The sequence below is a fragment of the Haloferax mucosum ATCC BAA-1512 genome, assembly GCF_000337815.1.
In the GTDB taxonomy this organism is placed as follows: Archaea; Halobacteriota; Halobacteria; order Halobacteriales; family Haloferacaceae; genus Haloferax; species Haloferax mucosum.
The window spans coordinates 16,547-30,934 of record NZ_AOLN01000006.1 but is presented as its reverse complement, the minus strand read 5'-3'; the positions used below and the strand labels follow the sequence as shown (position 1 = coordinate 30,934).

The following is a 14,388-nucleotide window of genomic DNA, read 5'->3' as shown; positions in this document are numbered from 1 at the left end:
GTGCCCTGACCACAGAGTACCCCCCGCCGAGTGGTTCCGAACAGTCTGTGGCTCCCCCGGTGTTTCTCGAAGGCGGGTGACGCGGTTGCCGACCGGACGCTAGCGTCGCTCAGTCGTCGGCCGGAGCGCGAATCGCGCCGAGTCGTTCGGACCGGTTACAGTAGACGGACACGAGTTGCAGGACGAGACCGTAGCCGACGATGGCGAGCACGACGGCGAGAACCGTATTCCCGAGCAGTTGGCGAAGCACGATGTCGAACCCGGCGTCGAGAGACACGTCGGCGGCCGAGACACCGGGGACTGGGCCGAGGAGATACGACCCGAGCCAGAAACTCGCGCCGTAGACGGCCCACTTGACCGGTGGGTTGAACACGACGAGCGTGGCGGCGAGTGCAAGCTTGTTCGCGCGCTCGACGAAGTACGCGACGAGTGCGAACAGCGCGAACGCGGTTCCCGCGGTCGGCATCGCCACGACGAACACGCCGAACGCAAAGCTCGCGGCGATCTCGTGCGGGGTGTGGTCTGCCGCCACCGCGTGTTCGAGACCCGACCGGATGCGGTCTCGAATCGACGCTATTTGCTTCTCCACGTGACACTGTAGAGACGAGAGACTCGTATGAATTCTTCGGCGAAAGTGACTGGCACCTATCTGAACCGGCGGTCGGAGTCCCACTTTTCTCGGAGTCCGACGACGTCGCCGATGTCCTGTGCGACGTCCGAGAGGCGGAACACGATGTCGGTCACCGTCACGATACCGACCATCTCCATGTCTTCGACCACGACGAGTTTCTTCACGCGCTCCTCGCGCATCTTTTCTGCGGCGACGCGAGTTGACAACCCCGGACGGACCCACTTGATGGGACTCGACATGTTCGCGCGAACCGGAAGCGCAGAGAGCGGTTCGTCCGCCTCGATGCCGGCCCGGAGGATGTCGGATTCGGTGACGATACCGATGGGGCGGTCGCCATCGACGACGACGACACTACCCGCGCCCTCGCTGAGCATCGTCCGCGCGCAGTCGGCGAGACTGTCTTTCGCATCGGCGGTCGCCACCTCCTCGGTCATAATCTCGGCGACGTGCATCGTCAGTCGTCCGCCGGCGATTGTACCTGTTCGCCGTGTTCGTCGGGGTGGTCAGCGGTTGATTCCGAGTGCTGTGTCTGTGACTGGCTTCCGCCGTCGGTTCCGACCTCGAACGCGTCGAGGAGGTCGTCGAGGTGGTTGACGTTCGTCGAAAGCTCGCGGATGTCCTGATTCACGCCGTCGAGCGCGGCGGTTTGCTGTTCTGCGGCCGCGGAGACGGTCTGTGCTTCGGCGGTGGTCTCCTCGGAGATACCTGCAATCTCGTCGGTCATCGACAGCACCTCCTGTGAGGAGTCGGCCTGACTGCTCGTCGCGTCCGAAATCTCGTGGACGCTCGCGGTCGTCTCTTCGACCCGCTCGACGATGCCGTCGAAGGACGCAAGCGCCTCATCGACGGAGGTCGCGCTCTCTTCGACCTGCGCGCGCATCCGTTCGATTCGAGTGATGACGGCGTCGCGTTGGCTCTCGATCTCTTCGACGAGCGTTTCGATGTCCGCCGCGGAGGATTTCGTCTCCTGTGCCAACTGCTTGACTTCGTTGGAGACGACGGCGAAGCCTTCGCCGGCCTCGCCCGCCCGGGCCGCCTCGATGTTCGCGTTGAGCGCGAGGATGTCCGTCTGTTCCGCAATCTCCGTGATAACCTCGACAATCTGTTCGATCTGTTCGAGGCGCTCGTCGAGTTCGTTGACCTCGCTGACGGTCGCTTCGGTCTCGGCGCGAACCGCGTCGATATCGCCGAGCGCGTCGGTCGCGGCGGACTGGCCGTCACGCGAGCGTGCTTCCGCTTCCTCGGTCAGACGTACGAGTTCGTCGGCCGACGAGGCGATCTGTTGAATCGACGCCGAGAGGTCGTTTATCTCGTTGGCCGCGGCCAGCAGGCTCTCTGTCTGTTCGCTGGCACCCTCGGAAATCTGCTGGATGGACCCCGAGACCTCCTCGCTCGCGGTGGACACGTCCTCGGCGCGCGATGCGACGCGGTCGGCGAGGCGTGTGACGTCCTCGCCGAACGCTTTGACGGTTCCGACGGTCTGTTCGATGTCGTCCATCATCTCGTTGTAACCCTCGGCGACGAGCGTCATATCGCGGCTATTCGAGTCGGTCGGGAGTCGAACGGAGAGGTCGCCGTCGGCGGCGCGAGCCATAGCGTCGCTGTACTCGCGGGCATCGGCGCGTTGGTCTCGAAGGTCGTTCCGGAGGTTGTCGATGCCGCGGACGACCTGTCCGAACTCGTCGTCGCGGGTCGTTTCGAGTTCGACGTCGAGGTCGCCGTTGCGGAGTTCGGAGACGGTCGATGCGAGGTTGACGAGGGGTATCGCCGTGTTTCCGCGGATGATGAACGCGAACGCACCGAGACCGACAATAAAGAGAAACAGAAGCGTGGCAATCTGGAAGCCGACGCTCCGCGAGAGCGAAAAGACACTGCTCGCGGGGGCGTGCAGGAGAAGCACGTCACCGCCGCGAACCGGCACGTACGCGACGACGTGCGGCGAGGAGACGAATCCTTCGACCGGCGAGAGTCGAGCCACGCCCGTCTCGCCAGCGAAAGCGCCGTCAAGGGATGTGGCGTCTGCCGCGGGGTACGCGACGTTCGACGCGCCACCGCCGCCGTCGTACAAGACGGTCCCGTTTTCGGTCACGAGTTGCGTGAATCCTCCTTCGAGACGACTCCCGTCGAGTGCAGAGCCGAGAGACGACGCCTCGGCGACGAGAACGACTGCGCGGGGTTTGATGGACGGAAGCGGGGCGACAAAGCCCATGTAGGCAACCCCGTCTTTGACGAAGACGGTGGTTCGTTCGACGCCGTCGTCGGAGAGGTCGGCGCGTTCAGGGAGCGGGAGCGTGCCGCTCTCGAAGAGTGTCGTGCCGACGGTCCCGTCCTCGGACGAACCGAGGACCTCGGTCGTTTCGGTGTTGACGAAGTGGAGCGCCACGACATCCGACGGCATGTCGGATTTCGCCTGTGCGAGCGCCGTCGAAGACCGGTCTTCCATAGTACTGCCAACAGATGGGTCGGCGGCGACGATGCTGGCGAGACGCTCGTGTTCTTCGAACCACGAGTCCACCTGTAACGCCTCGCGTTCGGCCTCGGTGAGGAGGTCGGCGCGGGCGTCTTCGTCGATGCTCGATGCCGTCTGTTGATACTGAACGATTCCGACACCAGAAACGAGGACAGAAACGAGAAGCATCGCGGCGACGAGCCGACGCATGTAGCTCTCTGTAATCGCGTCAGGAAGCCGTTCTTCGGCCTCTTCAACGATATTATCGACCATTAAATGAACCGACCGGAATAACGTCTATAAATCCGCGTCCCCGAATATCATCTCAGATAATATTGGTATCGTATAGCAGTCCTCTCGGCGGAAGGTCGCTACTATAGAAAACGACTTCCAGAAGACGAGCGTCAACCACATAGTTGTGTAGAGCTAGCAAGCCACATGGAGATTGGCTTCCGCCTTCTTGTTGCGGGATTCTGTATCCTCGCGCCGTCGCTCATGTTCGTCGGCTTCGTTCGCGTACTCGACGCTATGCGGGACGGTGCGCTCGTCGAACGCGTCCTCGACAGGCTCGACGAGGACGCAGGCCCGACAGGGACGTCGCTGGACCCGACGACGTTCCTCCACCGTGCACAGGAAAAATCGCGCCAACGGGTGGTCGTCTGCGAAGCGTGCGGCGCGCCGAACGCGTCCGGGAGCGGTCGTTGTAGACTCTGTGGGACGCGCGTAAACGAAAAGTGAGAGAGCGAAGACTTAGAGGAAGTCTTCGATGTGGTCGGCGACTTCGTTCGGGGTGTCGCCCACGGGGACGCCCGCGTCGTTGAGGGCGGAAATCTTCGACTCTGCGGTGCCGGTGCCGGACCCGGAGACGATAGCGCCGGCGTGACCCATGCGCTTGCCCGGCGGTGCCGTTCGGCCCGCGATGAAGCCAGCGACGGGCGTGTCCATGTTCTCGGCGATGAACTTCGCCGCCTGCTCTTCGTCTTCGCCGCCGATTTCACCGCACATGACGACCGCGTGCGTGTCGGGGTCGTTCTCGAACGCTTCGAGGGCGTCTACGAACGACGTGCCGATGATTGGGTCGCCGCCGATACCGATGGCGGTGGTCTGGCCGATACCGCGCTCGGTCAGATTCGAGACGACCTGATAGGTCAGGGTTCCGGAGCGCGAGACGAGACCGACGTTACCCTCCTCGAAGATGTTTCCGGGGAGGATGCCGAGTTTGGCCTCACCGGGCGTGATGATGCCCGGACAGTTGGGACCGATGAGACGTGTATCGGTCTCCGACAGGCGCTTGTTGACCTTGGCCATGTCCTGCGTCGGGACGCCTTCCGTGATGGCGACGACGAGGTCGAGGTCCGTATCGAGCGCCTCGAAGATGGCGTCGGCGGCGAACGCCGGCGGGACGAACACGACGGAGGCGTTGGCGTCTTCCTTTTCGACGGCCTCGGAGACGGTGTCGTAGACGGGGATGCCGTCAACGTCCTGTCCTCCCTTTCCGGGCGACGTTCCGGCGACGACGTTCGTGCCGTACTCCACCATCTGTCGGGTGTGGAACTTGCCTTCCCCACCGGTGATACCCTGTACAACTACCCGCGTGTCGTCGTCAACGAAAATGCTCATTGGGACACCTCCTGTGCGTTCTCGACGGCACGCTGGACTGCGTCTTCCAGCGTCCCTTCGACCTGTACGAGGTCCGTGTTCAGAATCTCCATCCCCTCCTCGGCGTTCGTGCCCGCGAGGCGGACGACGACCGGCTTCGGAATCTCGTCGAAGCTTTCGAGCGCTTCGTTGATACCCTTGGCAACCTCGTCGCCGCGGGTGATGCCGCCGAAGATGTTGAAGACGACGGAATCGACGTTCTCGTCCGAGAAGACCATGTCCAGCGCGTTGGCCACGCGCTCTGCTTTGGCACCGCCGCCGATGTCGAGGAAGTTGGCGGGCGTGCCACCGTAGTAGTCCACGAGGTCGAGCGTCGTCATGACCAGCCCGGCACCGTTGCCGATGATACCGACGTTACCCGACAGACGGACGTAGTCGAAGCCGTACTCGCCGGCTTTGGCTTCGAGTTCGTCCTCGTAGGAGTCTTCTTCCATCGCCGCGAGGTCGTCGTGGCGGAAGAGCGCGTCGTCGTCAATGTTCATGACGGCGTCAGCGGCCACCACGTCGCGGTCCGAGGTAATCATGACGGGGTTGATTTCGATGTCGGACGCGTCGTTGGCCTCGTAGAGGTCGTAGAGTGTCGAGAGGAACGAGGCCACGTCGAAGGCCACGTCGCGGGGGATGCCCGCCTCGAAGACGATTTTACGAGCCTGGTAGGGGTGCAGGCCGAACGCGGGGTCGATGTGCTCGCGCGCGATGGCTTCGGGCGTCTCTTCTGCGACTTCCTCGATGTTGACGCCACCCTCTGTCGAGACCATTGCGACGGGCTTGCCCTCGTTTCGGTCCATCGTGATACCGACGTACAGTTCGTTTTCGAAGTCAACGCCGGCCTCGACGAGGACTTTCCCCACCGTGTAGCCCTTGAGGTCCATTCCGAGGATGTCCTCGGCGGCCTGTCGGGCCTCGGCTTCGTCTGTGGCGATTTTGATGCCACCGGCCTTACCACGCCCACCGACGTGTACCTGCGCCTTGATAGCGGCGGGGTATCCAATCTCATCGACCGCCTCCATGACCTCATCTACGGACGACGCGAGGTGGGACTCTGGCACCGGAATCCCAGCCTCTGCGAAGATCTCCTTCGCCTGGTATTCGTGAAGCTTCATTACCATGCGTGGGAGGGGAAGGCACGCGCTTAAATCCCATTCATCTTCGTTCAGGAACGACTGGACGATGCCAAATCTGATGGGAAGACTCTTTGACCTGTTGCATTCTACAATGCAACAGCAATGAACCAAGATACACTGAGCCTGATCAGTGAAAATATCGAGAAGAACCACGACAAGTACGTGGCGATGGGCTCTCCCGGCGAAATTAGCGACGAGCGAGTCTAATTCTAAAACCGTTTCTAATAACGTTCTCTCTGTACCTACCGTTTGCAAGGTCTTCGGGTGTCGAAATTCCCTCTGTAGACAACCGAGACAATAACTCCCTTTCAGACAGGTACATTGGACCACCGCGTCCTTGCCATGGCGCAAGATTTCGGTCCATACTGGAGGCAAAATACGTAGTAGGATAAGAACTTCTCTGTAATCATGCGAGCAGTCAGATTCCACGAACACGGTGGACGTGACGTACTCCGAGTAGACGACATCGACACGCCCGAACCGACCGCCGGCGAGGTCCTCGTCGAAGTCGCCGCCGCCGGGGTCAACCCCGTGGATACGTACTTCCGAAGCGGGTCGTACCAACCCTTCGCCATGCCGATGATTCCGGGCGTTGACGTGGCGGGAACGGTCACGGCAGTCGGTCCGGGCGTAACCGAGTTCGAGGCGGGTGACTCGGTCATCGGGACCGGAATCGGCAAGGACCACTACGGCGGCTACGCCGAGTTCGCGGCCGTCCCGACCGACCGCGTCGCACCACTCGCCGGCGGTACCGACCTCGTTGCGGCGGGTGGCGCGGGCGTCGCCGGCGTGACCGCGTGGCGGGCGCTCATCGACCACGGCGAGATGCAACTCGGTGAGACGGTGTTGATTCACGGCGGGTCCGGCGGCGTCGGCCACGCCGCGGTCCAACTCGCGGACGCGGCGGGCGCGCACGTCATCACCACGGCGGCCCCAGAATACCACGAACGCGTCGCCGAACTCGGTGCGGACGTCGTCTTCGATTATGAACGCGACGACCTCGCCGAGGCCGTGCTAGCGGCCGCCGAGGGAGACGGCGTCGAGTTGACCCTCGACCACCGACTCGACGAGTACCTCCAGTTCGACGCCGAAGTCGCCGCTACCGGCGGCCGCGTCGTCGGCATCGGCGAGAACGACCCGCAGGTCGGCTTCGAACGTTCGTCGGCCGCTCGCGGCAAGGACCTGAATATCACGCTGATGAGCATGTTCAACACGCCCGAACTCGCCGTTCCGCTCCGCGAATTGGCACGCTTGCTGGACGCGGGCGACCTCGAAATCGACATCGCGCGAACGTACGACCTCGACGAAGCGGGCGAGGCTCACCGAGCGGTCATGGAAGATAGTTTCCTCGGAAAGTTGGTCATCACACCCTGAGCGGTCGGTTGAAAGACGGAGCGATAGAGACGAAACGAGAGGAGAGTACCGGTCCGACCGACGGAAGGTGCCTCCCGCGACCGAATTATGTTGCATGCGTACGAACAGCACACATGGACGTATCATTTGACTACGATGGAACGGTCGCAGTCGTAACCGGTGCGAGCGGAGCGCTCGGCGGCGCAATCGCCCGCGCATTCCACGAGTCGGGGGCGTCGGTCGCGGCCGCAGACGTGGTTGAACCGGACGACGAAGATGACTTTTTCGACGCAGATAGGGTTCGCTTTTACGAGGGCGATTTCACCGACGAAGACGACGTCGCTCGCGTCGTGGATGCCGTTATCTCTGACTTCGGCCGAATCGACCACCTCGCCAACATCGCCGGCACGTGGCGCGGCGGCACGCCAATCGACGAAACCGACGCGGAGACGTTCGATTTCCTCTTCGGCGTCAACCTCAAGACGATGTTTCTCGCGTCGAAACACGCGATTCCACACCTCCGCGAGACGGGCGGAGCAATCGTGAGCGTCTCCGCCCGCTCGTCGCTCGGAGGCGGCGAAGGCGACGGTATCTATCGCGCGTCGAAAGCCGGTGTCCGGCTACTGACAGAGACGATTGCCGAGGAGAACCTCGGCGTCGTGCGCGCGAACGCGGTGATGCCGAGCGTTATCGACACGCCGATGAACCGCGAGATGATGCCGGACGCCGACTTCGGCGCGTGGGTTGCGCCCGAGGAAATCGCCCGGACGGTTCTGGTTCTCTGTTCGGATGCCACGTCGGTGACGAGCGGTGCCGCAGTCCCCGTCTACGGCGAGGCCTGAGACGAAACGTACCGCGTCGAGCGGGCACTGCGTTTTGGCGCGCGCAAATTTTTACGGCCCAAGTGAACGAATCACAAACACGACACCCGTTAGAAAATAGAGGATATATCACATCTATATTCGGACGAACGTACTAACATATATAGTGGGTTGAAGAAATGTGTTGATTTTTCCTCCGATATGCGACTGCATACCGCATCATTTATCACACCCACATCAGCAAGAGGGTGATAGATATGAGCGAACGTGAAACGTGGGCAACCAGGGCGGGTTTCATTCTCGCCGCTGTCGGTAGCGCGGTCGGTCTCGGGAACATTTGGCAATTCCCATTCAAGACCGCCCAGTTCGGCGGGGCGTCCTTCCTGATTCTCTACCTCATCGCGGCACTCGGCATCGGCCTTCCGGCCATCCTCGCCGAGTTCGTTATCGGACGGAAAACCAACCTCAACACCATCAGCGCCTTCGAGAAACTCGGATACAAAGAGTGGCGAGTCGTCGGCGCACTCGGGTTGTTCACCGGCTTTTGGATTCTCTCGTACTACAGCGTCGTCGGCGGGTGGGTCCTCAGATACATCGGTGGGAGTCTGACCGGCGCGTACTTCGCCGCACCGGCAGAGTACTTCGGTCAGGTGTCGGCCGGCGTGGAAGCGCTCGGACTTCACGCCGTCTTCATGGTGCTCGTCGTCGGTATCGTCGCGGCCGGTATCGAAGACGGCATCGAGAAGGCGACCAAACTGATGGTTCCGAGTATCATCGTCATCCTCGGCATCCTCGCCGTGTTCGCCTTCACGCTCCCCGGCGCGTCTGAGGGGTACGCCTACTTCCTCTCGCCCGACTTCAACGCGCTCGCAGAGAACTTCGGTGACATCGTTCCGTTCGCCGTCGGGCAGGCGTTCTTCTCGCTGTCGCTCGGCATGGGCGCGATGATTACCTACGCGTCCTATATCGACGGCGACCAGAGCCTGTTCGGCGACGGTATCACCATCGTCTTCCTGAACAGTTTCGTCGGCATCCTCGCCGGTCTCGTCGTGCTTCCGCTCCTGTTCGCACAGGGTATCGACCCCAACACGAGCGGCGCGGGTGCGGTGTTCATCAGCGTCGCTGGCGCGTTCGGCGACATCCCAGGCGGCCAAATCATCGGTCTGGTCTTCTTCGCGGTGGTCCTCATCGCGGCGCTGTCGTCCGCAATCAGCCTCCTCGAGGTGGTCGTCTCGTGGGCCATCGACAACTACGACGTGAGTCGCCCGCAGATGGCAGTCGGCCTCGGAAGCTTCATCTTCCTCTTGGGCGTCCCATCGGCGCTCGACTCGGCGTGGCTCGGCTGGTTCGACACTCTCGCGTACAAACTTCTGCTTCCCCTCTCGGTGCTCGGCATCCTCGTCTTCGCGGCGTGGGTCTACGGCGCTCCGGCAGTCGATGAACTGCTGAAGGGAAGCGGACTCGGCGAAGGCGTCGGTCTCACGTGGCTCTGGATCGCCCGCACGCTCGTTATCGTGGCGGTCGTGGCGACGCTGGCACTCGGCCTCGAAACGTTGTTCGTCGGTAGCGACCCGGCTATTGTCCCGCCGCCGCTTCCGGTCTGAAACGGCGAACAATCACGTTTTTCGACTGCTTAGGAATCGTTAGTGGTGACAGATTATTTCTGAATAATTGACGGTGTTTTTTGGATACACAACACCTAAAACCGTTAAATTTCTCGGGTGACGTTTCGTCGGTTCGAAAGTCATTTTAATCATGGGCTGTCAATGGGTGTCAATGGCACGAGAAACATGGGCAACACGGCTTGGGTTCATCCTTGCCGCCGTCGGCAGTGCGGTCGGACTCGGGAACATCTGGCGGTTCCCGTGGCAGACCGCCGAAAACGGGGGGAGCGCGTTCCTCGTCGTCTACCTCGGCATCGTCCTCCTCGTCGGTGTTCCCGGGCTCCTCGGCGAGTTCGTCATCGGTCGGCGAGCGAATAAATCGCCAGTCGGCGCACTACGGGAACTCTCGGGGTCGAAACGGTGGGGCTTCGTCGGCGCGTTTTCTGTTATCACTGGTCTATCACTGCTCTCGTTTTACAGCGTCGTCGGTGGGTGGATTCTGCGGTACCTCCTCGAAAGCGGGGCCGCCGTCCTCGGCGGTAATCCGGCGTATTTCACTAATCCCGGACAGTACTTCGGCGGCGTCTCCGCTGGCACCGATGCCGCACTCTTTCATCTCCTCTTCCTCGGACTGACCGGACTCATCGTCCTCGCAGGCATCCGCAAGGGCATCGAACTCGGCACCAAAGTGATGATGCCCGCAGTGCTCGTGCTCCTACTCGCGCTCGCGGGGTGGGCCGCGACGCAACCGAACGCGGCCGCCGGATACGCCTTCTTCCTCCGTTTTGACCCCTCCGTCATCACCGAGAACTTCTTTGCTATCCTCGGCCCGGCCGCCGGTCAGGCGCTCTTTACGCTCTCGCTCGGTGCGGGAACGATGGTTACCTACTCGTCGTATCTCGGCGAAGACCGGTCGCTCCCCCTCGACGGAAGCGCCATCGCCGTTCTCAACACCAGTGTCGGCGTCATCACCGGTCTCGTTGTCTTCCCGCTTCTGTTCTCGCAGGGCATCGACCCGACCGCGACCGGGACCGGTCCCGGCGCACTGTTCGTCGGTCTCGCGGGCGCATTCTCGCAACTCCCCGCGGGAACGCTCATCGCCACGACGTTCTTCGCCGTCGTGACGCTCGCGGCGCTGTCGAGTTCCATCAGCATGCTCGAAATCCCGGTCGCGTTCCTCGTGGACGAATACGGCGTCTCGCGGCGGGCCGCCGTCCTCGGGATGGCTGGCATCGTGGCCGTAACCGGGACGGTCTGCGCGTTCAACCCCGGTATCTTCAGCTTCGTCGCCGGGACGCTCGTGAACATCCTCCTGACCACGGGTCTCGTTGCCTTCCTGCTTTTCGTCGGCTGGGTGATGGGCCGCGACGCAATCGAGGAGTTCTCCTCGGGAGCGGGCAGTCTCGGTCGCCGTCTCGGCACACCGTGGCTCTTCGCCGTCGGCGTCGTCCTCCCGCTGTTTCTCGTCTTCACGCTCTTGACGCACTTCGGTGTGGATACCAACATCGGGTTTTGGCCGACTGTAGGCCTCACCGTCGTTGCGAGCGTCGCCGCGTTCCTCGGTCTCCGCCAGCCGAATTCGGTGGTCTGAGCCGGCGACTCTGGCCCCTTCGAGTCCGTCGTCCGTCCGACGCGCTCTGTTTTTGCTTCGTCGCCCTTCTCCTGACCCCCCACTACGACGACCCCCGGTGCGACCGCGTTCGCGCCGCTCAATTGTGATGATTGTTCGGGTGTTTATACGTCAACTGTCGAAGTAAGGGTTGCCGGATTGCGGAACTCCTTTGACCCCGGACTGCGGACCGATGTTTCAATGAGCGAAGGTGGTCTGGCATGACGATGGAAGACCGGATCGACGAACTCCGCGAGAAACGCGAGGAAGCGCTGAAAGGCGGGGGCGAAGACCGAATCGCCTCCCAACACGACAAGGGCAAGATGACCGCCCGCGAGCGCATCGACTACTTCCTCGACGACGGAACGTTTCGAGAATTCGACCAGTTCCGAACCCACCGGAACCACAAGTTCGGGATGGAAGAGACGAAACTTCCGGGCGACGGCGTCGTCACCGGCTACGGCAAGGTAGACGGTCGAACCGTCTTCGTCTTTGCCCACGACTTCACCGTCTTCGGTGGGTCGCTCGGTGAGGTGTTCGCCGAGAAAATCTGTAAAGTGATGGACAAGGCGATGGAAGTCGGCGCGCCGGTCATCGGCCTGAACGACTCCGCCGGTGCCCGGATTCAAGAGGGCGTCCAGTCCCTCGGCGGCTTCGGCGAAATCTTCCGCCGCAACACCGAGGCGTCGGGCGTCATCCCCCAAATCTCGGCGATTATGGGACCCTGTGCCGGCGGTGCAGTGTACTCTCCCGCGCTGACGGACTTCACCTTCATGGTCCGCGACACGAGTCACATGTTCATCACCGGTCCGGACGTCATCAAGACGGTCACGGGCGAGGAGGTCACCTTCGACGAACTCGGCGGTGCGACGACTCACACCTCGACGAGCGGGGTGGCCCACTTCGCTACTGACACCGAAGAGCAGGCGCTCGACGACATTCGCCACTTGCTTTCGTACCTCCCGCAGAACAACGTCGAGGACCCGCCGCGAGTCGAACCGTGGGACGAACCCGACCGCGTCGATGACCAACTCGCGGAGGTCGTTCCCGACCAGCCACGGAAGCCCTACGACATCCACGACGTGCTCGACGGCGTGCTCGACGAAGGGTCCTTTTTCGGCGTCCAAGAGGACTTCGCAAAGAACATCGTCGTCGGCTTCGGTCGTCTCGACGGCCACTCGGTCGGTATCGTCGCCAACCAGCCGCGCATGAACGCCGGGACGCTCGACATCGAGGCCTCCGAGAAGGCCGCGCGGTTCATTCGCTTCTGCGATTCGTTCAACGTCCCGGTTCTGTCGTTCGTGGACGTGCCCGGCTTCCTCCCCGGAACCGACCAAGAACACAACGGCATCATCCGCCACGGCGCGAAGCTCCTGTACGCCTACTCCGAGGCGACGGTCCCGCTCATGACGGTCATCACGCGCAAGGCCTACGGCGGCGCGTACGACGTGATGGCGTCGAAGCACCTCGGCGCGGACGTGAACTACGCGTGGCCGACCGCCGAAATCGCCGTGATGGGACCGCAAGGCGCGGTCAACATCCTCTACCGGAACGAACTCGAAGCGGCCGACGACCCCGACGAACGCCGCGACGAACTCATCGAGGAGTACCGCGAGGAGTTCGCAAACCCGTACACTGCGGCCGACCGCGGCTTCATCGACGACGTTATCGAACCCGGCGAGACCCGGCGTCGTCTCATCGCGGACCTTCGGATGCTGAAATCGAAGCGGAAGTCCCAACCCGACAAGAAACACGGCAACATCCCGCTATGACCGACGACCTGCTTTCGGGACTGTCGATTCCCGACGACGCGGACCCGGAAGAAGCGGCGGCCATCGTCGCGGCCGTCGGCGCGCATATCCACGACCAGACAGTCGCCGCGGCGGCCGCCGCCGCGGACGACGGAGAGACGTGGACCGACAAGCGCTGGCAGTACGCCGGCCGCCTCGACTCGGTGACGGGCTGTGCCCGTCGCGTTCCCTCGGGCGCACCGACCGACGCGTGGGCCGCGTCGGGGCGTGTTGACCGGTTCTGAGTCGATTCGACGATACCTCGAGCCGAACACTTACGCCTTCGTCCGACGTTTGACCGTCCACCAATGGTCCAACCCCCGCCCGTCTGGCTGTTTCTCAACGTCGGTCTCACTGGCTTCGCCGTCGTCGCGGTCGCCGCACACTACGCCGACGAGGGGGAACCCGACTTCGTCTCCGCGGCGCTCGCCGCCGTCTTCGTCGGCACCTGCGTCGAACTCGGGATAACGAACGGCTACCTCCCCAACAGCGCCCTTCCGAATGTCGCCGTCGGGGGGTGTATCGTCGTCGGCTTCGCCTCGTTCGCGCTCGGCGTGAAACGGGACCAGACGGCGTTTCAGGCGTTCCGCGGCGACGCTCGGTTTTGATAGTTAGTGCCAGTAGTTCACTCCGCGAACGCTGGGTCGTCGATAACGACGCCATCGACACCCCGCTCACGGAGTTCCGTGACCGCCTCGCGGTCGGGGACCGTCCACGTGTTGACCTCGAACCCCGCGTCGTGTGCCTCGGCGATGCGGTCCGCAGTGAGCAGTTCGTAGTACGGGTGGATGGTCCTACAACCGAGGTCGGCGGCGATGTCGAGCGAGTCCTCCCAGTCGGTCGCAAAGAGAAACGCGACCGGGAGGTCGGTCGCCTCGCACACGTCACGGAGCGCGTCTCCGTCGAACGACGAAACCAACACCTCGTTCGGCACGTCGGCGACGATGGAACCGAGGTCCAACGCGAGACCGCGTTCTTTCAGTTCGACGTTGACGGCGACGCGGTCCGGAAGCGCCTCGAACACGTCGGCGAGCGTCGGAATCGCCTCGTCGGTGCCGTCGATTCGCACTGTGCGGAGGTCCGAAAGCGGGGTTTCTGCGACGGGGCCAGTCTCGTCGGAGAGGCGGTCGAGCGTCTCGTCGTGGAAGACGACGAGTTCGCCGCTGGCGCACCGCCGAACGTCGAGTTCGACCCAGTCGAGTCGGTCGGCGGCGGCGGTGAAGGCGGCGAGGGTGTTCTCGGGGGCGATAGCGGGGCAACCACGGTGGCCGATAACGCGCATAGCTGAGCATCACGCGACGAGCGACTAAACGGTATCTAACGTGCGAGTGGTCGGCAGGGTCGAAAA

At 62.7% G+C, this 14,388-nt stretch carries 14 protein-coding genes; 8 read left to right on the top strand and 6 right to left on the bottom strand.

All coding sequences use genetic code 11. The features are described 5' to 3' along the window. Positions 1–109: 109 nt before the first annotated feature. The 3 genes from C440_RS03150 to C440_RS03140 are packed head-to-tail and all read right to left on the bottom strand — an operon-like array spanning position 110 to position 3,353. On the bottom strand, positions 110–589 hold the full coding sequence (locus C440_RS03150; RefSeq protein ID WP_008318196.1) for a DUF2062 domain-containing protein: 480 nt from the start codon (positions 587–589) through the stop codon (positions 110–112). 56 nt (positions 590–645) lie between these two features. Then, positions 646–1,083 (bottom strand): CBS domain-containing protein, encoded by a 438-nt coding sequence (locus tag C440_RS03145; protein WP_008318194.1) that lies wholly within the window; start codon positions 1,081–1,083, stop codon positions 646–648. Positions 1,084–1,085: 2 nt separating this feature from the next. Then, complete coding sequence (locus C440_RS03140; protein ID WP_008318193.1) at positions 1,086–3,353, bottom strand: methyl-accepting chemotaxis protein; 2,268 nt, start codon at positions 3,351–3,353, stop codon at positions 1,086–1,088. A 165-nt stretch (positions 3,354–3,518) separates the two neighbouring features. Between C440_RS03140 and C440_RS03135 the strand changes: the two genes are divergently transcribed. Next, a complete protein-coding gene (locus C440_RS03135) occupies positions 3,519–3,818 on the top strand; it encodes a hypothetical protein (protein ID WP_008318192.1) in 300 nt (99 codons plus the stop codon). A 12-nt stretch (positions 3,819–3,830) separates the two neighbouring features. Here the strand turns inward: C440_RS03135 and sucD are convergent, their stop codons facing one another. Both sucD and sucC read right to left on the bottom strand, forming a co-directional pair. Further along, the gene (gene sucD / locus C440_RS03130) at positions 3,831–4,700 is read right to left on the bottom strand and encodes a succinate--CoA ligase subunit alpha (RefSeq protein WP_008318190.1); all 870 of its coding nucleotides are present in this window, start codon (positions 4,698–4,700) and stop codon (positions 3,831–3,833) included. Next, on the bottom strand, positions 4,697–5,842 hold the full coding sequence (sucC, locus tag C440_RS03125) for an ADP-forming succinate--CoA ligase subunit beta (RefSeq protein WP_008318188.1): 1,146 nt from the start codon (positions 5,840–5,842) through the stop codon (positions 4,697–4,699). Before sucC ends, sucD begins: the two co-directional genes overlap by 4 nt. 429 nt (positions 5,843–6,271) lie before the next feature. Here sucC and C440_RS03120 point away from each other — a divergent pair, with 429 nt between their 5' ends. The 7 genes from C440_RS03120 to C440_RS03090 all read left to right on the top strand — a co-directional run bounded on the left by C440_RS03120 (position 6,272) and on the right by C440_RS03090 (position 13,648). Beyond that, a complete protein-coding gene (locus C440_RS03120; RefSeq protein ID WP_008318186.1) occupies positions 6,272–7,237 on the top strand; it encodes an NADPH:quinone reductase in 966 nt (321 codons plus the stop codon). 113 nt (positions 7,238–7,350) lie between these two features. Then, a complete protein-coding gene (locus tag C440_RS03115; protein WP_008318184.1) occupies positions 7,351–8,058 on the top strand; it encodes an SDR family oxidoreductase in 708 nt (235 codons plus the stop codon). A gap of 236 nt (positions 8,059–8,294) precedes the next feature. Continuing rightward, positions 8,295–9,641, top strand: coding sequence for a sodium-dependent transporter (locus C440_RS03110; protein ID WP_008318182.1), 1,347 nt, complete (start codon positions 8,295–8,297; stop codon positions 9,639–9,641). A 172-nt stretch (positions 9,642–9,813) separates the two neighbouring features. Further along, positions 9,814–11,232 carry a sodium-dependent transporter gene (locus C440_RS03105; protein ID WP_049915243.1) on the top strand — a complete coding sequence of 473 codons (1,419 nt, stop codon included), beginning with the start codon at positions 9,814–9,816 and terminating at the stop codon, positions 11,230–11,232. 245 nt (positions 11,233–11,477) lie between these two features. Next, a complete protein-coding gene (locus tag C440_RS03100; RefSeq protein ID WP_008318178.1) occupies positions 11,478–13,022 on the top strand; it encodes an acyl-CoA carboxylase subunit beta in 1,545 nt (514 codons plus the stop codon). Beyond that, on the top strand, positions 13,019–13,285 hold the full coding sequence (locus C440_RS03095; RefSeq protein ID WP_008318177.1) for a hypothetical protein: 267 nt from the start codon (positions 13,019–13,021) through the stop codon (positions 13,283–13,285). The genes C440_RS03100 and C440_RS03095 overlap by 4 nt, the downstream gene beginning before the upstream one ends. Before the next feature lie 63 nt (positions 13,286–13,348). Further along, positions 13,349–13,648, top strand: a complete 300-nt coding sequence (locus C440_RS03090; RefSeq protein ID WP_008318175.1) for a hypothetical protein — start codon at positions 13,349–13,351, stop codon at positions 13,646–13,648. A 17-nt stretch (positions 13,649–13,665) separates the two neighbouring features. On the opposite strand, the gene C440_RS03085 is transcribed toward C440_RS03090, so the two are convergent. Continuing rightward, positions 13,666–14,322, bottom strand: a complete 657-nt coding sequence (locus C440_RS03085; protein ID WP_008318174.1) for a glycerophosphodiester phosphodiesterase — start codon at positions 14,320–14,322, stop codon at positions 13,666–13,668. Between the last annotated feature and the right edge of the window lie 66 nt (positions 14,323–14,388).

What these genes read in the sequence shown, in the direction of transcription:
- C440_RS03145 (WP_008318194.1), bottom strand. Translation starts at nt 1,083, where the DNA reads ATGCACGTCGCCGAGATTATGACCGAGGAGGTGGCGACCGCCGATGCG.
- C440_RS03140 (WP_008318193.1), bottom strand. Translation starts at nt 3,353, where the DNA reads ATGGTCGATAATATCGTTGAAGAGGCCGAAGAACGGCTTCCTGACGCG.
- C440_RS03135 (WP_008318192.1), top strand. Translation starts at nt 3,519, where the DNA reads ATGGAGATTGGCTTCCGCCTTCTTGTTGCGGGATTCTGTATCCTCGCG.
- sucD (WP_008318190.1), bottom strand. Translation starts at nt 4,700, where the DNA reads ATGAGCATTTTCGTTGACGACGACACGCGGGTAGTTGTACAGGGTATC.
- sucC (WP_008318188.1), bottom strand. Translation starts at nt 5,842, where the DNA reads ATGAAGCTTCACGAATACCAGGCGAAGGAGATCTTCGCAGAGGCTGGG.
- C440_RS03120 (WP_008318186.1), top strand. Translation starts at nt 6,272, where the DNA reads ATGCGAGCAGTCAGATTCCACGAACACGGTGGACGTGACGTACTCCGA.
- C440_RS03115 (WP_008318184.1), top strand. Translation starts at nt 7,351, where the DNA reads ATGGACGTATCATTTGACTACGATGGAACGGTCGCAGTCGTAACCGGT.
- C440_RS03110 (WP_008318182.1), top strand. Translation starts at nt 8,295, where the DNA reads ATGAGCGAACGTGAAACGTGGGCAACCAGGGCGGGTTTCATTCTCGCC.
- C440_RS03105 (WP_049915243.1), top strand. Translation starts at nt 9,814, where the DNA reads ATGGCACGAGAAACATGGGCAACACGGCTTGGGTTCATCCTTGCCGCC.
- C440_RS03100 (WP_008318178.1), top strand. Translation starts at nt 11,478, where the DNA reads ATGGAAGACCGGATCGACGAACTCCGCGAGAAACGCGAGGAAGCGCTG.
- C440_RS03095 (WP_008318177.1), top strand. Translation starts at nt 13,019, where the DNA reads ATGACCGACGACCTGCTTTCGGGACTGTCGATTCCCGACGACGCGGAC.
- C440_RS03090 (WP_008318175.1), top strand. Translation starts at nt 13,349, where the DNA reads ATGGTCCAACCCCCGCCCGTCTGGCTGTTTCTCAACGTCGGTCTCACT.
- C440_RS03085 (WP_008318174.1), bottom strand. Translation starts at nt 14,322, where the DNA reads ATGCGCGTTATCGGCCACCGTGGTTGCCCCGCTATCGCCCCCGAGAAC.